This window comes from Pantoea sp. Cy-639 (assembly GCF_011752525.1).
Lineage (GTDB): Bacteria > Pseudomonadota > Gammaproteobacteria > Pseudomonadales > Pseudomonadaceae > Aquipseudomonas.
This window is the reverse complement of the sequence record NZ_VWXI01000005.1, coordinates 1-20,348: the sequence shown is the minus strand read 5'-3', so window position 1 is coordinate 20,348 and position 20,348 is coordinate 1. Positions and strand designations below refer to the sequence as shown.

16 protein-coding genes are annotated in these 20,348 nt (G+C 62.6%); 7 read left to right on the top strand and 9 right to left on the bottom strand.

Features of this window, described 5'->3' with window-relative positions:
* Window positions 1-59 precede the first annotated feature (59 nt).
* A complete protein-coding gene (locus tag F3J43_RS07880; protein ID WP_166884436.1) occupies window positions 60-977 on the bottom strand; it encodes a glutamate/aspartate ABC transporter substrate-binding protein in 918 nt (305 codons plus the stop codon).
* A 321-nt stretch (window positions 978-1,298) separates the two neighbouring features.
* Here F3J43_RS07880 and F3J43_RS07875 point away from each other — a divergent pair, with 321 nt between their 5' ends.
* On the top strand, window positions 1,299-5,417 hold the full coding sequence (locus F3J43_RS07875; RefSeq protein ID WP_166884434.1) for an NEL-type E3 ubiquitin ligase domain-containing protein: 4,119 nt from the start codon (window positions 1,299-1,301) through the stop codon (window positions 5,415-5,417).
* Between the two features lie 45 nt (window positions 5,418-5,462).
* Here F3J43_RS07875 and glpD read toward each other — a convergent pair whose 3' ends face one another.
* The 4 genes from glpD to F3J43_RS07855 all read right to left on the bottom strand — a co-directional run bounded on the left by glpD (window position 5,463) and on the right by F3J43_RS07855 (window position 10,538).
* Complete coding sequence (gene glpD, locus F3J43_RS07870) at window positions 5,463-7,001, bottom strand: glycerol-3-phosphate dehydrogenase (RefSeq protein ID WP_166884432.1); 1,539 nt, start codon at window positions 6,999-7,001, stop codon at window positions 5,463-5,465.
* A gap of 208 nt (window positions 7,002-7,209) precedes the next feature.
* Window positions 7,210-7,965, bottom strand: coding sequence for a DNA-binding transcriptional repressor GlpR (gene glpR, locus F3J43_RS07865; protein WP_166884430.1), 756 nt, complete (start codon window positions 7,963-7,965; stop codon window positions 7,210-7,212).
* A 154-nt stretch (window positions 7,966-8,119) separates the two neighbouring features.
* Window positions 8,120-9,619, bottom strand: coding sequence for a glycerol kinase GlpK (glpK, locus tag F3J43_RS07860; RefSeq protein ID WP_166884428.1), 1,500 nt, complete (start codon window positions 9,617-9,619; stop codon window positions 8,120-8,122).
* Between the two features lie 67 nt (window positions 9,620-9,686).
* Complete coding sequence (locus tag F3J43_RS07855) at window positions 9,687-10,538, bottom strand: MIP/aquaporin family protein (protein ID WP_166884425.1); 852 nt, start codon at window positions 10,536-10,538, stop codon at window positions 9,687-9,689.
* Between the two features lie 306 nt (window positions 10,539-10,844).
* Here F3J43_RS07855 and ybaK point away from each other — a divergent pair, with 306 nt between their 5' ends.
* Entirely contained in the window at window positions 10,845-11,315 is a 471-nt protein-coding gene (gene ybaK, locus F3J43_RS07850) for a Cys-tRNA(Pro) deacylase (protein ID WP_166884423.1), read from the top strand.
* 99 nt (window positions 11,316-11,414) lie between these two features.
* The gene (locus tag F3J43_RS07845; protein WP_166884421.1) at window positions 11,415-12,194 is read left to right on the top strand and encodes a PhzF family phenazine biosynthesis protein; all 780 of its coding nucleotides are present in this window, start codon (window positions 11,415-11,417) and stop codon (window positions 12,192-12,194) included.
* Window positions 12,195-12,273: 79 nt separating this feature from the next.
* Here F3J43_RS07845 and F3J43_RS07840 read toward each other — a convergent pair whose 3' ends face one another.
* Both F3J43_RS07840 and argF read right to left on the bottom strand, forming a co-directional pair.
* On the bottom strand, window positions 12,274-13,383 hold the full coding sequence (locus F3J43_RS07840; protein ID WP_166884418.1) for an ABC transporter ATP-binding protein: 1,110 nt from the start codon (window positions 13,381-13,383) through the stop codon (window positions 12,274-12,276).
* Window positions 13,380-14,300: an ornithine carbamoyltransferase gene (gene argF / locus F3J43_RS07835; RefSeq protein ID WP_166884416.1), complete on the bottom strand. Its 921-nt coding sequence runs from the start codon at window positions 14,298-14,300 to the stop codon at window positions 13,380-13,382. Before argF ends, F3J43_RS07840 begins: the two co-directional genes overlap by 4 nt.
* Window positions 14,301-14,663: 363 nt before the next feature.
* On the opposite strand from argF, the gene F3J43_RS07830 reads away from it, so the two are divergent.
* From F3J43_RS07830 to F3J43_RS07820, 3 genes are all read left to right on the top strand, one after another.
* Window positions 14,664-16,772 carry a molybdopterin-dependent oxidoreductase gene (locus F3J43_RS07830; RefSeq protein WP_166884414.1) on the top strand — a complete coding sequence of 703 codons (2,109 nt, stop codon included), beginning with the start codon at window positions 14,664-14,666 and terminating at the stop codon, window positions 16,770-16,772.
* A gap of 90 nt (window positions 16,773-16,862) precedes the next feature.
* Window positions 16,863-17,198 carry a Grx4 family monothiol glutaredoxin gene (grxD, locus tag F3J43_RS07825; protein WP_166884412.1) on the top strand — a complete coding sequence of 112 codons (336 nt, stop codon included), beginning with the start codon at window positions 16,863-16,865 and terminating at the stop codon, window positions 17,196-17,198.
* A 209-nt stretch (window positions 17,199-17,407) separates the two neighbouring features.
* Window positions 17,408-18,430: an alpha/beta hydrolase family protein gene (locus F3J43_RS07820; RefSeq protein ID WP_166884410.1), complete on the top strand. Its 1,023-nt coding sequence runs from the start codon at window positions 17,408-17,410 to the stop codon at window positions 18,428-18,430.
* 48 nt (window positions 18,431-18,478) lie between these two features.
* Here the strand turns inward: F3J43_RS07820 and bfr are convergent, their stop codons facing one another.
* Both bfr and F3J43_RS07810 read right to left on the bottom strand, forming a co-directional pair.
* Complete coding sequence (gene bfr / locus F3J43_RS07815) at window positions 18,479-18,952, bottom strand: bacterioferritin (protein WP_166884408.1); 474 nt, start codon at window positions 18,950-18,952, stop codon at window positions 18,479-18,481.
* A 201-nt stretch (window positions 18,953-19,153) separates the two neighbouring features.
* Window positions 19,154-19,375: a bacterioferritin-associated ferredoxin gene (locus tag F3J43_RS07810; RefSeq protein ID WP_110995144.1), complete on the bottom strand. Its 222-nt coding sequence runs from the start codon at window positions 19,373-19,375 to the stop codon at window positions 19,154-19,156.
* A gap of 213 nt (window positions 19,376-19,588) precedes the next feature.
* Here F3J43_RS07810 and F3J43_RS07805 point away from each other — a divergent pair, with 213 nt between their 5' ends.
* A complete protein-coding gene (locus F3J43_RS07805) occupies window positions 19,589-20,191 on the top strand; it encodes a peroxiredoxin (RefSeq protein ID WP_009684560.1) in 603 nt (200 codons plus the stop codon).
* Window positions 20,192-20,348: the final 157 nt, after the last annotated feature.

Below are 20,348 nucleotides of genomic sequence, written 5' to 3'. Positions count from 1 at the left end.
TTAATGAGTGGCCTGTCGGATCGATTCGCGCACAGGTGCGCCAGGCCACTGCCCTGGGGTCAGGACTTCTTCTCGTCCGCCGCCTTGTCGGTCGGCTCGGCGATCAGCTTCTTCAACTCATCGCTCATCGGGAAGTTCAGGTTCAGGCCTTTTGGCGGGATTGGCTGCTGGAACCACTTGTCGTAGCTCTTGTTGACGTCACCCGACTTGAAGTACGCGACGATGGCTTCGTCGACTGCCTTCTTGAACGCGGCGTCATCCTTGCGAACCATGCAGCCATAGATTTCGTACGACTGCGGGGTACCGGTGATGACCCAGTCCGATGGCTTGCGGGCCTTGGCCATTTCGCCGGCGAGCAGGGCGTCGTCCATCATGAAGGCCACGGCGCGGCCGCTTTCGAGCATGTTGAAGGCCTCGCCGTGGTCTTTGGCCGAGATCACGTTCATCTTCATCTGCTTGTCGGCGTTCATTGCCTTGAGCAGGCGCTCGGAGGTGGTGCCGGCGGTGGTCACCACGTTCTTGCCGGCCAGATCCGGGAAGTCCTTGTAGGATGGCTGGCCATCCTTGACCTTGGTCAACAGGCGGGTGCCGACTTCGAAGATGCCGACGGTGAAGCCGACCTGCTGCTGGCGCTCGACGTTGTTGGTGGTGGAGCCGCACTCGAGGTCGACGGTGCCGTTCTGCACCAGCGGGATGCGGGTCTGCGAGGTGACGAGGTTGTACTTGACCTTGATGTCGGTGCCCAGTTGCTTTTTCAGGGCTTCGACAACGGCGAGCTGGATGTCGTGGGAGTAGCCTACCGGTTCCGGTTTGCCGGCCAGGTAGGAGAACGGGATGGAAGAGTCACGGTGGCCCAGGGTGATGGTGCCCGAATCCTTGATCTTCTTCAGGGTTCCGGTCAGCTCTTCGGCCATGACCGGCGATGCGATGACAGCGGCCGCGATGGCGGCGCCCAGCAATTGACGAACGATGCGCATCAAATTTACCTCGACGTGTTTGTTTTTTTTATGGAGCCGTTGGCGGACTCTTTCGTTCAACGAATACAGCATCAAGCGTGGTGCATTCGGCTACCAAGTGTAGAGCATGACTCGTGCCAAGCCCTGATATCGATCATAACGCCGTGAAAATAAACAGGATTAATCTTTTTTGACGCCTTGTTGAAGGTACGGGGTAGACGGTTTTCCGAATGGGTGATTTTTGGGTGTTCGGAAATCCGAATAGGGGTGCAGAGCAGTTTTAAGTACCACGCTTGTGCATGAGGGTCGTGGTCTGCTGGGTTTTTGCTCAGGAACCGCACCATGGCAGATAGTCAGTTGTTTCCCTCTACTTCAGTCGATCATCTGCTCGAGCGACGCTTGCCGACCTGGCTGTCACGCGCCACTTCGGAGCACCTCAACGCCTATCGGCAGGTGTTGCGTGAGCAGCAGGTCAATGACGAACGCATGCGTCACCTGCTCGAGCGCATCGTCCCTATCGAAGTCTTTGCCGCCCCTGTGCTCGAGAGGGCCTTGCTCGAAGCAGGATTTGGGCAGGTCGACCCTCGACATGCCTATGTCGTCATCAGCGAACAGTTCAAGCAACCTTCGGCAGCCGAAAAGCTTTACCAGCCCAGTGTCACCTACCGCTCGCGGCAGACTTTGCTGGCGGCCGCGCTGCATAACTACCAGGCGCAGGAAACTCAGCCATGGTACCTGCGCCAGGCCCGCCTGGTGGGCGCGCAGGACAATCGCCTGGCACTGGGGTTCGAACAGTTCGCCGGTCTGTGTCGCACCCTGGACATCGGCGGGCGCTACCAGGCCCTGCTCAAAAGCATCCTGCATCCCAAGGCGGGGCGTGGACAGCCAGAAGGACAGGCGCGCAAAAGCATCGAAGGGGTATTCCGCGACAATTTGCGTACGCGCCTGCAGGCTTCGGTGTACGAGGCAAGGTTCAAGGCAGAGCTGGATGAATGGGACCTTCAGCGGTTGCTGTCACTGTTTGCCAGGCAACCCTGGCAAGCCAAGAAGAAGGGAACGTTGACGCCGCGCCAGCTCTACGTATTGGGCAAATGCATGGTCGGTATCCTCACGTTCGAGTGGCGAGCTGCGCCGGACGCCGAAATCGACGAGGTGATCGCCTGGATTCCTGGCGATCCGCACAAGAGCGTGCGTCACTACGACAGTTGGGAGGACCTGTACGAGGATTTGGCGGTGCGTTTGTCGCAGCCGGCCTTGTGCAGGTTCTTCAAGCGTTTCGTCAAGGTGCGTGACCGGGTTGGCTTCGACAGTAGGCTTGAGCAACAGCTGGCCCGCTTGAAGAGTGGAAAGGCCATCGAGCTGGACGGGCGCAACCTGCCGATCGAAGGGGACCCTTTCGCCTATGCTGGGGCGCAGCAGATCGCCAGGATCTTCGATGATGCCCGCGCTCTGGCGGTGCCCACCGACGCTGAAGATCGCTTGAGCAGACAGGCTCGCCTGCAAGGCATGCTGGCTGCCGGGCTGGATCTGCTGGGGTTGGCTGCCGTGTTCGTGCCCGGGTTGGGCGAACTGATGTTGCTGGTCAACGCTGGGCAATTGCTGGGGGAGGTCTACGAGGGCTACCAGGACTGGCGGTTGGGTGATCGGCAGGGGGCCCTGGATCATCTGTTCGGCGTTGCCCAGTGCGTCGTGCTGACTGGGGTGGGCGCCGGTGCGATACACCTGCTGCAGCGAGTGCCTTTCGTCGATCTCCTGGAGCCTGTGGCTGGCGCCGGCGGTGAGGTGAAACTGCGGCACAACCCTGAGTACGCCCATCTTGAAGAAAGCCCGGCGGTCTTGCTGGAGGGGCTGGGTCAGTTCGACGCGTTGCTCGCGTCGCAAGGCGAGGACCTGCTCAAGATTACCGGCATCAGCCTCGACCAGCTCAGGCGCCTGCGTGTCGAACAGGCGCCAGCCCCAGCGCGGCTGCTTGACCTGCATGAACGGATCGGGCTGCATGCCGAGTCTCCTGAACTCGTCGGTTCGCAGTTCGAGCAGCGCCTGGCCAGCCGACGTCCGGCGCCCACGGCTGACCAGGCGCAGTTGATCGCTGCATTCAACGGGCTGTCGCCAAGGGCTGCCGAGGAAATCATCGGCCATGCCAGCACGGTTCAGCTCGAGCAATGGCGCAGTACTGGACGCATCCCGCTGAGCCTGGCGGAGCGGGCGCGTTGGCTGGTACGCGATAGCCGGATCGATAACGCCTGCCTGGGGATACGGCTGCCCAAGGCACTCAATCAGGATGGTGAGCGCTTGGTGGTTGGCCTGATTGATCGTCAGGCGCCCTGGTCAGGCGCGCGTGCGGTGCAGTTGCGTGAAGGTAGCGCCGAGGGGATGCTGCTGGCCGCCAGTCAGGCGCAAGCGACGGGGCCTGTCCGGACCATCGTGCGTCATGCCGCAGGACGCTACAGCCTGGATGGCGCTGAGGGTAGCGCGACGTTGTTCGAAGTGTTGCTGCAGTGCCTGGACGAAGAGCAGAAAGTGGCCTTGGGGCATGCTGCCATGAACGTCAGGCAATTGCGTGAGCGCTTGCTCGAGATCGTCCGTGCCGACCGCGAACAGGTTGCGCAGTTGATCGGGCTTGCCCCTGATGGAGAGGGCGTGCGTCCACCCAGACGTTTCGGTGACGGGCAACTGGGCTATCGCCTGAGCGGTGGCGGAGAAAGCAGCCAGCAGGCGATTCGTCGAGGTATCCACCAGATCTTTCCTACGCTCAGTGAATTGCAACTCGATGCCTATGTGAATGCGGTGCGCGCACGCGGACAGAACCTGTGGGATCACTATCAGCTACTGCAGCGGCAACTGGCCGACCTGAGGCAGGCACTGGGTGACTGGCAAGCGCAATGGCGCACACCGGTCGATGCCATTCGCCGGCGTCGGGTCGCCGATAGGCTGAGGCGCAGCTGGCGGCGCAAGCTGGTGGATGCAAATGATGAGTACGAACTGGTGATCGATGGCGAGCAGGTCGGGCAGTTGCCGGTCTTGCCGGCGGGTATGGACTATGCCCATGTACAGCGCCTGGTGTTGCGTGACATGGGCTTGCAGGATATCGACGCGGACTTCCTCAGGCATTTTCCCAATCTGGTCGAGCTTGACCTGAGCAACAACCGCCTTACCCAGGTACCTGAGGGCGTCGAGGCGCTTGTTCACCTGCGGCGGCTGAATCTTTCGCGTAACCATTTGATGATCGATGGCCAGGCCAGCCAGCGTTTTGCCCTGCTGCCGCTGCTGGACACCATCGAGTTGAGCTTCAATCCCTTGATGCAGGCGCCGGATCTTTCGGGGTTGCGGCATGTGCGCCATGTGCATTTGCGCTCCACCGGGCTGGTCGATGTCGGTGAGCTGCTCGAGCGTGCCTCATGGCGAGCGTTGGTCGATGCCCGCGACAACCGGATCCAGGAGATCGCGCAGGATCTGCATGGGCTGAGCCTGCGTTTGCCGCGGATCGACCTGCATGACAATCCACTGAGTGCCCTCAGTCGTGAGCGTATCGAGCGTTGGCGTGGCAACGGATTGCCCAGTCAAGGACGAGGCGTCTCCTACACGCACCGGGAAGCGAACAGCGCGGTACGCGATCTCTGGAGTGAAACCCGTGATGGCACGCTGCGCAGCCAGCGCGAGCTGACCTGGGATCGCTTGCGCCAGGAGCCAGGTTCTACCGACCTGTTTCGTTTTCTGGCCGACTTCAGCGCCACGGACGATTTTGCTGCGCATCCCGGCCACTATCGGCGCAGGATATGGCGCATTCTAGATGCCTGCGAGCGCAATGAGGTGTTGCGCGAAGCGCTGTTCCGCGAGGCGGGTGGTCCGCGCAGTTGCGAGGATCGCCTGTTGCTGCTGCTCAATCAGTTGGAGGTCGGCGTGCTGGTCCAGCAGGGTGTGGCAGGACTACCCGTGGCCATGACCGAGCAGAGCCTGGTGCGTCTGGGGCGTCAGCTCTACCGGTTGGACCAGGTGGATGCCATCGCCGCCCGCGAGGTCGCGCGGATGCGTGCTGTCGGCGATGTCGAGGTCGATGAGGTGGAGGTGCGACTGATCTACCGTAACCGGCTGGCGCAGGCCTTGGAATTACCGGTTCAGGTCGAGGACATGCACTTTGCCGCCTACGCCAATGTCGACGAGGCCGACATGATCAAGGCGCAAGTAGAGGTACTGAGTCACGAGACGGCGCAAGCAGTGCAGGAGACGCTGGCCCACCGGCCGTTCTGGGAGCGTTACGCCAGGCAGCGCCATGCGCAACGTTTCGATGCGCTTGCCGAGCCTTTCCATCGTCGCCTGGCCGATCTCGAAGCACGGGCCGCCGAAGGGGGCGAGCAGTCCTATGTGCAAGGGGCCAATGCGCTGATGCAGGAGCTGGAGCAGGCCGAGCGGCAACTGCTCAGGACCTTGGCCGAGGAAGCCTGGTCGAGGTGTCTTTCCTGACTGCAGGCCGTGGCCCGACGAGACGGGCCACGGTCGTGGTTGCGGTCAGGCTGCGCGGGTACCGGATGGGCTCGCCTGGCGATGCTGCAGGTAATCCTCCAGCGCCTGCTGCTCGGTACTGCTGGTGAACAGGCCAAGCTTGGTGCGGCGCCAGAGAATGTCTTGCGCGCCGCTGGCCCATTCCTGGTCGCAGAGGTAGTCGACCTCGCGTGCAAACAGACCACCGCCGATGGACTGCCCCAGGTCTTCCGGGCCGTGCACGCCCTCGAGCAGTCGCCAGACGCGGCTGCCGTAGGTATGGGCCCAGCGCCTGGCGATATCGACCGGCAGCCAGTCATGGCGAGCCAGCAGCAGGTCGACCAGCGCCTGGGCAGTGGTCATGTCCTCGCCGCCTGGCAGCGGTGCTGTCGCGGTCCAGCTGTCGCGCATCTGGGTGAAGTAGGGCTTCAGCTCGCCCATCGCCGATTCGGCCAGCTTGCGGTAGGTGGTGAGCTTGCCACCGAACACCGACAGCAGCGGGGCCTGGCCTTCAGCAGCCGACAGCGCCAAGGTGTAGTCGCGGGTCACGGCGGATGGGTTGTCCGACTCGTCGTTGCACAGCGGGCGCACGCCGGAATAGGTGTGCAGGATATCGTCACGGCTGAGTTGGTGGTTGAAGTGGGCATTGACCACCTTGAGCAGGTAGTCGGTCTCTTGCTCGGTGATCGCCACCTTGGCCGGGTCGCCGCTGTATTCCCGGTCGGTGGTGCCGATCAGGGTGAAGCGCTCCAGGTAGGGGATGCAGAAGACGATGCGTTGGTCTTCGTTCTGCAGGATGTAGGCGTGTTCGCCCTCGTACAGGCGCGGCACGATGAGGTGGCTGCCCTGGATCAGGCGGATACCGTACGGGGCGTCGAGCTTGAGGTCGTCCTTGATGAAGCTGGCCACCCAGGGGCCAGCGGCGTTGACCAGGGCGCGGGCGCGGATGCTCTGCAGGCTGCCGTCGGCGTGCTGCAGTTCGACCTGCCATACGCCGTCGACACGCTCGGCGCGCAGGCAGCGGGTGCGGGTATGGATATGCGCGCCTTTTTCCCGGGCGGCCATGGCGTTGAGCACCACCAGACGGGCGTCATCGACAGCGCAGTCGGCGTATTCGAAACCACGGGTGATGGCTGGCTTGAGCGGGTAGCCCGGGCCGAAGCGCAGGCTGCGCGAGGCGCCCAGTCGCTTGCGCTTGCCCAGGTGGTCGTACAGGAACAGGCCGGCGCGGATCATCCAGGCCGGACGCAGGTGCGGGCGGTGCGGCAGCACGAAACGCATCGGCTTGACGATATGCGGGGCCTTGGCCAGCAATACTTCGCGTTCGGCCAGGGCTTCGCGCACCAGGCGGAACTCATAGTGTTCCAGGTAGCGCAGGCCGCCGTGGATCAGCTTGCTGCTGGCCGAGGAGGTGTGCTGGGCCAGATCGTCGCGTTCGCAAAGGAACACCCTCAGGCCGCGTCCGGCGGCATCGGCAGCGATACCCACGCCATTGATGCCACCGCCGATCACGGCGAGGTCGTAGCAATCGTGGAGGGGGGGCTGGGACGAAACGGGCTGGGACACGGGCAAGGCCTCCTGGGGCAGCTCACATCGAATGTGAACATTAATGTTCGTTTCCGAAAATACTAGCGCAATGAACAGGCGGCCGCCAGTCAGTCTTTATAGAAAAAACTGATCATGTGACAGGGAAATGAACATAAACGAAAATAACGGCGCAGGTTCGCCGTCGCGCGGTCACCGGCCAGGGGGGGCGGCGACGCTGGGCGCGCGTTCAGACGACGTCGAGGCGGATCTTGTACTGGTTGAGCAGTTGGGTGAGTGCAGTCGAAGGCGGCTGGTCGGTGACCAGGCAATCGATCAGGCTGATCGAACCCAGGCGGACCATGGCATTCCGGCCGAACTTGCTGGAGTCGGCAGCCAGCAGCACCTGGCGGGCGTTGGCGATGATCGCCTGGGATACCCGCACTTCCTGGTAATCGAAGTCCAGCAGGCTGCCATCCTCGTCGATACCGCTGATGCCAACCACGGCGAAGTCGACCTTGAACTGGTTGATGAAGTCGACGCTGGCCTGGCCGACCACGCCGCCATCGCGGCGTACCGTGCCGCCGGCCACCAGCACCTCGAAGTCATCCTTGGCGGCCAGGATCGCGGCCACGTGCAGGTTGTTGGTGATGACCTTCAGGTGGTTGTGGTTGAGCAGGGCGCGGGCGATGGATTCGGTAGTGGTGCCGATGTTGATGAACAACGAGGCATGGTCGGGGATCTGCTGGGCCACGGCGTCGGCGATACGCTGTTTTTCGTCGCGCATCTGGTCGGCACGCATGGCGTAGGCGGTGTTCTCGACGCTCGAGTCATAGGCCGCGCCGCCGTGATAGCGCCGCAGCAGGTTGGCTTCGGCGAGCTGGTTGATATCGCGGCGGATGGTCTGTGGGGTGACGACGAACAGCTGCGCCATCTCCTCGATGCTGACATAGCCGCGTTCGCGGACCAGCTCGAGGATTTGTTGCTGGCGAGGAGGCAGATTCATGGGCGGTCCTTTGGGGCAGCCGGACAAATTCTGCAATGATGCCGTAGGTCGTGGTGTAGGACCAGCCTGGCAAGTGGGGAAAGGGCCGACGCGGAGCAAGCCCGGCTCCACGTTCAGCGTTGGTGGAGGCGGGCTTGCCTGCGGCGGTGCGGGGTCAGGCGTCGTGATCTTCCCAGTCGCGAGTACGGTCGACAGCCTTGCGCCAGCCCTTGTACAGCTTCTCTTTCGCGGTTTCGCCCAGTTGCGGGCTGAATTCACGTTCGATGATGGCCTTGTCGCGCAACTCGTCCAGGCCACTCCAGAAACCACAGGCGAGGCCGGCGAGGTAGGCGGCGCCCAGGGCAGTGGTTTCGCGCATTTTCGGGCGCTCGACACAGGTGCCGAGAATGTCGGCCTGGAACTGCATGAGGAAGTTGTTGGCCACTGCGCCGCCATCCACGCGCAGTTCGGACAGGCGCTGGCCGCAGTCCTGCTGCATGGCATCGAGCACGTCGCGGGTCTGGTAGGCGATCGACTCCAGGGCGGCGCGGATGATGTGGTCGACCTTGACCCCGCGGGTCAGGCCGAACAGCGCACCACGGGCATACGGATCCCAGTATGGCGCGCCCAGGCCGGTGAAGGCCGGTACCAGGTACACGCCGTTGCTGTCCTTGACCTTGCTGGCGAAGTACTCGGTGTCGTAGGCGTCGTTGATGATCTTCAACTCGTCACGCAGCCACTGCACGGTGGAGCCGCCGTTGAACACGGCGCCTTCCAGGGCGTAGGCCACTTCGCCGCGCGGGCCGCAGGCGATGGTGGTGAGCAGGCCGTGGGACGACTTGACCGCCTTGTCGCCGGTGTTCATCAGCAGGAAGCAGCCGGTGCCGTAGGTGTTCTTGGCCTGGCCCGGCTCCACGCACATCTGGCCGAACAGCGCCGATTGCTGGTCGCCAGCGATACCGGCGATGGCGATACCGCTCTTGGTGTGGCCATAGACCTCGGACGAAGGGCGAACCTCGGGCAGCATCTGACGCGGGATGCCGAGGATGTCCAGGAGCTTGTCGTCCCACTTCAGCGAGTGGATGTTGAACATCAGGGTGCGCGAGGCGTTGGTGTAGTCGGTGACGTGTACCTTGCCGCCGGAGAACTTCCAGATCAGCCAGGTATCGATGGTGCCGAACAGCAGTTCGCCACGCTCGGCGCGTTCACGGGCACCCTCGACGTTGTCGAGGATCCACTTGAGCTTGGTGCCGGAGAAGTACGGGTCGGTGACCAGGCCGGTGGCTTCGCGGATGTACTCTTCGTGGCCATCACGCTTGAGCTGGGCGCAGATCTCGGTGCTGCGGCGGCACTGCCAGACGATGGCGTTGTAGACCGGGCGACCGGTTTCCTTGTCCCAGACCACCGTGGTTTCACGCTGGTTGGTGATACCGATGGCGGCGACCTGGGCGTGGCTGATACCGGCCTGGGCGAGGGCCTCGACCATGGTCGCGCTCTGGGTGGCGAAGATCTCCATCGGGTCGTGCTCGACCCAGCCAGCTTGCGGGTAGTGCTGGGCGAACTCGCGTTGCGAGGTGCCGACCACATTGGCATCACGATCGAAGATGATGGCGCGGGAACTGGTCGTGCCCTGGTCCAGGGCGATGATGTAGTTCTTGTCCAGGGTGTCTGTCATGTCGATGGCCTTGCACGGAATTTGGGAGTGGGTCAGGGCGTGGCGGGCGTCGAGCCCAGCGCTGGCATCAGGAAACCTGGGTGTCGCCCTGAGGATTATCGTCTGTCTGGGGGGCCTTGGCCTGCGCGACTGGCAAGTGTCGGGCAATCATGCCGCGGTACAGCGCCGCGCCTAGGCTGGCGCCGAGGATCGGTGCGAACACCGGCACCAGGAAATACGGGATGTCACGTCCACCAGTGAAGGCTATGTCGCCCCAGCCGGCCAGGAACGTCATCAGTTTAGGGCCGAAGTCGCGCGCCGGGTTCATCGCGAAACCGGTCAGCGGGCCCATGGCGCTGCCGATCACGGCGATCAACAGGCCGATCAGCAGCGGCGCGGTGGCGCCACGGGGCAGGCCGTTGTTGTCGTCGGTCAGGGCCATGATCACGGCCATCAGGATCGCGGTGATGATCACTTCGACCAGGAACGCCTGGCCAGTGGAAAGTGCCGGATGCGGGTAGGTGGAGAACACCGAGGCCAGCTCCAGGCTGGCCTGGCTGCCACGCAGCATGGCGTGGGTCTGTTCGAAATCGAAGAACAGGTTGCTGTAGAGGTAGTACACCAGTGCCGCGCCGCAGAAAGCGCCAAATACTTGCGCCAGTATGTAGAACGGCAGCTTGCGCTTGTCGAAGCCGGCGAACACGGCCAGGGCGATGCTCACCGCCGGATTCAGATGCGCCCCGGACACGCCGGCGGTCAGGTAGATCGCCATGCTCACGCCGACGCCCCAGATGATGCTGATTTCCCATAGCCCGAAGCTGGCGCCGGCAACCTTGAGCGCAGCGACACAGCCGGTGCCGAAGAAGATGAGCAGGGCGGTACCGAGGAATTCGGCCAGGCACTGGGCGGATAGCGTCGGTTGTCGTACGGCAGTCGTCATGTGTGACCTCGGTTCTTGTTGTTGTGAGGCGCTTGGCGCTCGACAGCAAAAAAGCCCGGGGTCGATCCCCATTGACACCGGGCGGGTACAGGAAGTGCACCTTATAGGTGCACCATTTATTCAGAAACGAAAAAATATAGACAAGAAACGCTGATGTCAAAGGTCGAAAATGAACGGCTGGCCACATTCTGACTGGCACGCCGTGTCGTGAATCGATGGCCGCTGCTCTAGCCTGGGGCACTGCGCTGGTCGCTGCGGTGGAATTGACCTACAGTACCGGCGACCTGCGATCGACTGGAGCCCCTGATGACCCCTGCCCTGGACCTGCTTAAGAAGGCGCGCGCCGAGCACCGCGTACACAGCTATGAACATGACCCGAAAACCGCCTCCTATGGGCTCGAGGCTGCGGAAAAGCTCGGCCTCGATCCACAGCGGGTGTTCAAGACGCTGCTCGCCGCGAGCGAAAAAGGCGAGCTGCTGGTGGCCGTGGTACCGGTGGTCGGTACGCTCGACCTGAAAGCGCTGGCCCATGCCGCAGGCGTGAAGAAGTGCGAGATGGCCGACGCCCAGGCCGCGCAGCGCGCCACTGGTTACCTGGTGGGCGGCATCAGCCCGCTGGGGCAAAAGAAGCGCCTGCGCACCTTTATTGATCAGTCTGCGCAACAACACGAAACCATTCATGTCAGCGCGGGGCGTCGTGGGCTCGAGGTGGAACTCTCGGCCGCGGTGCTGGCGACCCATACCCAGGCGCAATTCGCCGAGATCGGTCGTAGCTGAGCATCTGTACTGATTCAAATTGCCTGAGTCTGTCACTGTTCGGTCAGCATGGGCATACCCCATGCTCGGTGTTTTCCCGCCGAACACAGGAGTCGTGGCATGCAGCTGCATTTTCATCAGGTCGACGCGTTCAGCGACCATCCCTTCGCCGGTAACCCCGCCATGGTCTACCACTTGGAACAGTGGCTCGACGATGCGCTGATGCAGCAGATTGCTGGCGAACACAACCTCGCCGAGACTGCCTTCGTGGTGGCCGAGGGCGAGGGTTACCGCATCCGCTGGTTTACTCCGACGACCGAAGTGCCGTTGTGCGGGCACGCCACGCTGGCGGCGGCCCATGTGCTGTTCGAGGTGTACGGGGAGACCGCGCCGCGCCTGGACTTCCAGAGTCGTTCAGGCCTGTTGAGCGTGAGCAGGGACGAGGGGCGTCTGTGGCTGGATTTTCCGCGTATCGAGCCATTGCCGCTGGAGCAACCGGTCGCGGTGGCCGAGGCTCTGGGTTGCGCGGTGCAAGAGGTCTATCAGACGAAGGAGTTGCTGGTGGTGCTGGCGTCGGAGCAGGCCGTACGCAACTGCACGCCGGACATGGCCGCACTGGCCTGTCTGCCCGGGCTGGGGGTGATCGTGACTGCTCCAGGTGAGCAACACGACTTTGTCTCCCGTTATTTCGCTCCGGGTATTGGCATCCCCGAGGATCCTGTGACCGGATCTACCCACTGTTCGTTGATCCCGTATTGGGCGGCACGTCTGGACAAGACCACATTGCGTGCTTTCCAGTGCTCGGCCAGGGGCGGGGCGCTATTCTGCCGCCTGGAGGGGGCGCGGGTGAAGATCGGCGGCATGGCCCGGCGTGTGGCCTGCGGGACACTGATGCTTTGATAAGCCCTGTGGTGCGTCTGGCTCCTACAGGTCGCAGGAGCCAGCCTTGCCGGCGAACACCGGCAGCAGGCACGTGTGGTCAGTGTGCGGAGCTGACCCGGCGCACCCCATTTTCATGGTGCGCCAATTGCGCGGCAACGCTGCCGGGCACCGGGAACAGCACCAGGTGATCGGCCGCCACGGCAATGCCGACATCCTGGCCAACCGGGTGATCGTTATGGCTTGGGAAGATCGCTTCGAGCTGGCTGCCGGTGGGCAACTGCAGGCGATAGAGGGTTGAAGCGCCGAGGAAACTCTTGCCGATGACCTGTGCGCGCAGGGCGCTGTCGGGAGCATGGACGATATCGTCAGGACGCAGCAGCACATCCACTGAGCTGCCAGGGGCCATGGTGTAGGCCCGGTTGCCACGCAGCTCGCCCAGCTCGGTGGTCACGGCGTCGTGGCTGCTCATCTGGCCGCGGATGAAATAGCCCTGGCCGATGAAACTGGCGACGAATGCGGTCTGCGGTTCGTGGTAGAGGTTGTAGGGTGTGTCCCATTGCTCCAGGCGGCCTTCCTTGAATACGCCGACATGATCGCTGACGGCGAAGGCTTCCTCCTGGTCGTGGGTGACCAGGATGGCGCTGGTGCCGCGGCTCTTGAGGATGTCGCGAACCTCATGGCTCAGGCGTCGGCGCAGTTCCACGTCGAGGTTGGAGAAGGGCTCGTCGAGCAGCAGCAGTTGCGGTTCGGGCGCCAGGGCGCGCGCCAGGGCAACCCGTTGCTGCTGGCCGCCGGACAGTTCGTGCGGGTAGCGCCCGCCAAGCCCGGCGAGCTTGACCAGCTCGAGCATCTCTTCGACCACCACCGCCTGCCGAGGGTGCTTGCCGATGCCAAAGGCGATGTTCTGCGCCACGGTCAGGTGCGGGAACAGCGCGTAGTCCTGGAACACCATGCCGATCCGACGTTTCTCCGGCGCCAGGGTGAACCCCGCGCGGGAGATGACCTCGCCAGCCAGCTGGATTTCACCTTCATGCACCGGCTCGAAGCCGGCGATGGCGCGCAGGGTGGTGGTCTTGCCACACCCGGAGGAGCCCAGCAGGCAACCGATGTCGCCTGCGTTCAGGTGCAGGTTGAGGTTCTGGACGATGCGCTGGTCGCCATAGCCGCAGGCGAGGTTGCGCAGGTTGAGCAGCAGGGAATGACTCATGCGTGGTGGTAAGCCGGTTGTACAAGGAATTCCAGAAGGGCCTTCTGTGCATGCAGGCGGTTCTCAGCTTCGTCCCAGGCGACCGAACGAGGGTCGTCGAGCAGGTCCTGGCTGATCTCCTCGCCGCGGTGGGCGGGCAGGCAGTGCATGAACAGGGCGTCGGATGCCGCCAGGTCGAGCAGTTCGCGGGTCACCTGGTAGGGTGCGAAGTGCGCCAGGCGCCGTGCAGTTTCCTCCTCCTGGCCCATGGAAGTCCAGACATCCGTGGTCACCAGATGGGCGCCGCGCACGGCCTCCCGTGGATCACGGATGATCTGCACACGCTCGCCACCCAGCTGCAGGAAGCGTGGATCGGGGTCGTAGCCCTCGGGGCAGGCGATGCGCAGCTGGAAGTCGAACTGCAGCGCGGCCTCGATGTAGGAGTTGCACATGTTGAAGCCGTCGCCGATCCAGGCCACGGTCTTGCCCTGGATCGCGCCGCGGTGCTCGAAGAAGGTCTGCATGTCGGCCAGCAACTGGCACGGGTGCGATTCATCGGACAAACCGTTGATCACCGGCACCTTCGAATGGGCGGCGAACTCGGTGAGGGTGCTGTGGGCGTGGGTGCGGATCATCACCGCGTCGATCATGCTCGACAGCACGATGGCGCTGTCGGCTACAGGCTCGCCGCGGCCCAGCTGGGTGTCGCGCGGCGAGAGGAAGATGGCCTGGCCGCCGAGCTGGATCATGCCGGCTTCGAACGAGACGCGGGTGCGGGTCGAGGACTTTTCGAAGATCATGCCCAGTACGCGGTTCTTCAGGGGCTCGAACAGCACGCCGCGCTTGCGCAGGTCCTTCAGCTCGATGCCTCGGCGGATCACACCGAGCAATTCGTCGGTGGTGAAATCCAGCAGGGAGAGAAAGTGCCTAGCGCTCATGATTGACTACCTTATCTGCAACGATGTGCAGGTCGACCGTATGGGTTTTGTTGACAACGGGGGAGACCTGCGGCGTAAGCCGCACGGGGCGGACGGAATAGGGGAAGGCGCAATACTATAATTAAATGTCGCCTGAAACCAAGAGGGGAAACAGCGGCTCTGTGTCAAAGGGTGTCGTAACCTATTGGTGAGCGCTGTTTTTTATTTGCTACAGCGGTTGTACACGGCCCGGCGCGCATTTGGCAAACCTGCTGTCGCGAATCGCCCGCCTGATGTCGCCCGATTCACGCCGCGAAGCGCGCTGGCAGCTGCAACGGGTACGGCGCATAGTCGAGCGTCCAGAACAACAAGACAGAGGCGGCCATGACCAAGACCCTGCATCATCGAGCCTGTCACCTGTGCGAGGCCATCTGCGGCCTGAACATCGAAGTCAGCCACGAAGCCGATGGCCGGGCCCGGATCAGCTCGATCAAGGGCGATCCCCAGGACCCGTTCAGTCGTGGCCATATCTGTCCCAAGGCCGTGGCCTTGCAGGACATCCAGGAAGACCCCGATCGTCTGCGCCAGCCGCACCGGCGCATTGGCGGGCAGTGGTTGCCGATCGGCTGGGACGAGGCCTTCGAACTGGCCGCTGAGCAGTTGTGGAAGGTCCAGCAGGCCCATGGGCGCAATGCCGTAGCGGTGTACCAGGGCAACCCCAGCGTGCACAACTATGGTCTGATGACCCACAGCAACTATTTCCTTGGCCTGCTCAAGACCCACAACCGCTTTTCGGCCACTTCGGTGGACCAGTTGCCCCAGCACCTGACCAGTCACCTGATGTACGGCCATGGCCTGCTGCTGCCGATTCCAGACATCGACCATACCGACTTCATGCTGATCCTCGGCGCCAACCCCTTGGCGTCGAACGGCAGCATCATGACCGTGCCCGACGTGCAGGCGCGGTTCAAGGCGCTGAAGGGGCGGGGAGGACGCCTGGTAGTGGTGGACCCGCGACGTAGCGAAACGGCGGCGATCGCCGATCAGCACCTGTTCATCCGCCCCGGAGGCGATGCGGCGCTGCTGGCTGCGTTATTGCACACCTTGTTCGCCGAGGGCCTGGCCCGTGGCTCGCACTTGCCGGTCAACGGCCTGGAGCAGGCACGGGAGGCGATGGCGCCTTTCGATGCCGAAGCCATGAGTGTGCTCTGTGGCATCCCAGGTGAGGACATCCGTCAGTTGGCCCGGGACTTTGCCGCCGCCGACAAGGCTGTGTGCTACGGGCGGATGGGTGTGTCGACCCAGGCTTTCGGCTCGCTGTGCCACTGGCTGGTGCAGTTGATCAACCTGGTCACCGGCAACCTTGATCGTGAGGGCGGGGCCTTGTGCACGGAGCCTGCGGTGGACCTGGTGGGCACCACCTCGGGCGGGCATTTCAACCAGTGGCAGAGTCGTGTCTCGGCCTTGCCGGAGTATGGCGGTGAACTGCCGGTCTCGGCGCTGGCCGAGGAAATCCTCGAGCCGGGCGAGGGGCAGGTGCGGGCATTGATCACGGTCGCCGGCAACCCCGTGCTGTCCACGCCCAATGGCCGCCAACTGGACGAAGCCCTGGCGAATCTCGACTTCATGCTCAGCATCGACCTCTATCTCAACGAGACCACGCGCCACGCCGACCTGATCCTGCCGTCCACCTCGGCACTGGAGAACGATCACTACGACTCCACCTTCAACCTGCTGGCGGTACGCAACGTCACCCGTTTCAACCGGGCGATCCTGGCCAAGCCCGAGGGGGCATTGCACGACTGGGAGATCTTCGTCGGCCTGGCCAAGGCATTTGCCGCACGGGCCCAGCTCGAACTGAAGGCGATGCTGCCGCCGGCGCAGATGATCGACCTGGCGCTGCGCAAGGGGCCCCGTGGCGAGGCTTCGTCGTGGGCGTTGTCGTTGCAGGCGCTCGACCAGCACCCGCACGGACTGGACCTTGGGCCGTTGCGGCCGAGCCTGACGGGCCGCCTGCGCACAGCCAGCCAGGCGGTCGAAGCGGCGCCGGCGCTGCTGCTCGCCGACCTTCAGCGTCTGGCCCGGCAACTACCGCCTGAACCCGATCAGTTGCTGCTGATCGGTCGCCGTCATGTGCGCAGCAACAACTCCTGGATGCACAACTACCAGCGCCTGGTCAAAGGCAAGCCACGCCATCAGTTGCTGATGCATCCGGACGATCTGAACCAGCGGCAGTTGCAGGATGGCCAGATGGTACGCGTTCGTTCGCGCACAGGGGTGTTGGAGGTGGAGGTACAGTCCAGCGACGAAGTGATGCCTGGCGTGGTCAGTCTGCCTCATGGCTATGGCCATTCCCGTCATGGGATTCGCTTGCAGGTGGCACAGGCTCAGCCAGGCGCCAGCGCCAACGACCTGACCGATGAATGCCTGCGCGACGCTGTCTCGGGCAATGCGGCGCTCAATGGCGTGCCGGTGCAGGTGGGGGCGGCATGAGGGCGGCAAGGCCGAGCACGTTGCTCGGCTTTCCGTTACAATGCGCCACCGTGCCGACGATCACGTCGGAAAGTTCAGCCGAGGTGCTTCATGGATATCATCGAAACAATCAAAGAGCAGATTGCCAACAACACCATTCTGCTTTACATGAAAGGCTCGCCGAATGCCCCGCAGTGCGGCTTCTCGGCCCGTGCTTCGCAGGCCGTGATGGGCTGTGGCGAAAAGTTCGCCTACGTCGACATCCTGCAGAACCCGGAAATTCGCGCCAACCTGCCCAAATACGCCAACTGGCCAACCTTCCCGCAACTGTGGGTAGCCGGTGAGCTGGTCGGCGGCAGCGACATCATGCTGGAAATGTTCGAAAAGGGTGAGCTGCAGACCCTGATCAAAGAAGCGGCCGCCAAGGCCAAGGCCGACCAGGCCTGATTTCGCGAGCCGAAAGGCTCCTTGCAGGCAGACCCGCCTCGAGGCAGGCGGGTTGCCTCGCATCTTTCGCGCTCCCTGCGCCCTTAACACTTGTTCACTGATTGCCTGACCCGGGGCATGGCACTGTAGCGCCTGCCCGGCGGCGTACCTGAATCGCGGACACAACCTTGGCCGCTGGTGCCCGTCCGCCATTTCCCGATGGGGCGATGATGTCGCGTACTTTGGTGCTTTCAATCATTTGCGTGGGCCTGCTGCTGACGCTGGCAGTTTTCTTTCATGGGCTTGTGGACTTCGAGCTGCCGGGGACTGCTCAGCAACGAACCCTTGGCTTTTTCCATGATGGCGCACGGCTGGAAGGGACCTTGGTCTTGCCTGAGGCCGTAGAGCATCCCCCTGTCGTGGCTCTGGTCCATGGCGACGGTGCCCAGGATCGCTGGTCCCAAGGGGGGTACCTGCCGCTGGTCAATGCGCTGTTGGCGCGGGGGATCGGTGTTTTCAGCTGGGACAAGCCAGGTGTAGGGGCGAGCAGCGGCAGCTGGCTTGACCAGCGCATGGACGATCGCGCTGGTGAGGCCGTGGCGGCGCTCGAAGCTTTGCGTCAGGTGCTGGGGCGGCAATCCGGCGCGCTCGGGCTGCTGGGATTCTCCCAGGCTGGTTGGGTGGTCCCCGAGGCCAGTCAGCGTGCCGGGGCGGACTTTGCCGTGCTGGTGGGGCCAGCGATCAACTGGCGTGACCAGGGGCGTTACTACCTTCGCCAGCGGCTGCAGGGCGAGGGGCAGACTGGGCCTGGTCTTGAACAATGGTTGATCGAGAGTGATCAGGCATTCTCACGCAACTACACCCTACAGAGCGTTGCCCGGCCTTGCGCAGGGCAGTGCGATCGCAAGGACTTCGAACGACGCAATGCGCTGGTCGATGCGCGCCAGGCGATTCGGGCCATGACGGTACCGGTGATGGTGCTGATGGGCGAGAGGGATCGCAATGTCGATCCGCAAGACACCTTGTCCACATGGAGAGCGCTGCTGCCGAGCGATACGCAGGCCTGCATCGGCCTCGTCAAAGAGGGCACTCATGGCCTGTTGCGGGCGAACCTGTTCGATTACCAGTTGGCCGAGCAATGGCCCCTGTGGGTCAAGGGTGTTTTTCTGGGCTGGGGACGAGGGGCTTATGCGCCTCAGGCGCTTGATGAGATTGCCGGCTGGGTGCTGGCGCGACACTGCGAACAGCCTTGACGCGAGTCGCCCCGGGAGAGGAGCGCTGCCACTCCCGGGACGTGGACGTTATTCTTCGCCCATCTGCGACTGCAGGTAGTTCTCGATGCCGATCTTGTCGATCAGGCCTAGCTGGGTTTCCAGCCAGTCGATGTGTTCTTCTTCCGATTCGAGGATGTCTTCGAGCAGTTCGCGGGAGCCGAAGTCACCAGCGGTCTCGCAATGGGCGATGGCAGCCTTGAGGTCGGCGTGGCCCTTTTTCTCGATCTTCAGGTCGCACTCGAGCATTTCCTTGGTGTGCTCGCCGATCAGCAGCTTGCCCAGGTCCTGGACGTTGGGAATGCCTTCGAGGAAGAGAATACGCTTGATCAGTTTGTCAGCGTGTTTCATCTCGTCGATGGATTCCTTGTACTCGTGCTTGCCGAGCTTGTTCAGGCCCCAATCTTCATACATGCGAGCGTGCAGGAAGTACTGGTTGATTGCGACCAGCTCGTTTCCGAGGATCTTGTTGAGATGCTGGATGACGCTTACGTCGCCTTTCATGATGGGGTCCTGCCCTGTGGAAGTTGAGCCAATGAAATCAAGTTTGAGCCCGACGCCCCACTCTGTCAAACCTAAGTTATTGAATAATAAGTGAAAATTAATAGGAATAAGAATGTTTGTGAACCGCGTTGGAGCGCTAACTTATTGAAATTTAGACATAAAAAAACCGGACACTAGGTCCGGTTCTTCGAATTCGGGTATTTACGCGGCGTTGAATTCAACGGGGTAGGGCAGGGCAGCCTGCTGGCTGAGTTGCAGTTCGGTCAGCGTCTCACGGACCACCTGCTTGGCCAGGCAAGCGCACTTGCCGCATTGGCTGGCGACATTGGTGGCGGCTCGCACATCCTTGTAGCTGCAGCATCCTTCGTAGATCGCATCGCGGATCTGTCCATCGGTGACACCGACACAGAGACACACATACATAAAGGCTGACCATCGCGGGTTGAGTCGATGGGTTGGAGAGTAATGGTAATGAGAATGCTTGTCAAAGCACTTTATGGAAGGCCCTGTGCTTGAGCGACCGGTGGTAGAGATTCGGTCTGTCAGCAGAAGCCGTGTATGATGGTCGGCCTTTGCCGGATCCGGGGAATCCGTTTGCCCGGGCAAGGTTCTTCACCCCTCATCAGGAGAAATCGCATGAGCGTACTCGTTGGCAAGAAAGCACCAGACTTCACCGTTCCGGCCGTGCTGGGCAACGGCGAAATCGTCGACAGCTTCAACCTGGCCTCGGCCATCAAGGGCAAGTACGGCCTGGTGTTCTTCTACCCACTGGACTTCACTTTCGTCTGCCCGTCCGAGCTGATCGCCCTGGACCACCGCATTCCTGACTTCCAGGCGCGCAACGTGGAAGTGATCGGCGTGTCGATCGACTCGCACTTCACCCACAACGCCTGGCGTAACACGCCGGTCAACAATGGCGGCATCGGCCAGGTCAAGTACACCCTGGCTGCCGACATGACCCACGAAATCTGCAAGGCCTACGACGTTGAGTCCGAAGGCGGCGTGGCCTTCCGTGGCGCCTTCCTGATTGACACCAACGGTGTTGTCCGTTCGCAGATCGTCAACGACCTGCCGCTGGGCCGTAACATGGACGAGCTGCTGCGTCTGGTCGACGCCCTGCAATTCCACGAAGAGCACGGCGAAGTCTGCCCTGCTAACTGGAAGAAAGGCGACAAAGGCATGAACGCTTCGCCAGAAGGCGTTGCCGCCTACCTGAGCGAGAACGCTGGCAAGCTGTAATAGCCACGCGTAAAAAACCGGCCCTTGTGGCTAATGCCAGTCAGTTAAGACTGACGCTTTGAGCTTTAGCCCGTAGGCCGCAAAATCCGATGCTTGGAAACGAGCATCGGATTTTTTATGCGCCTAGCAAAAGCACTGTCCCTCACTCACGAAATGG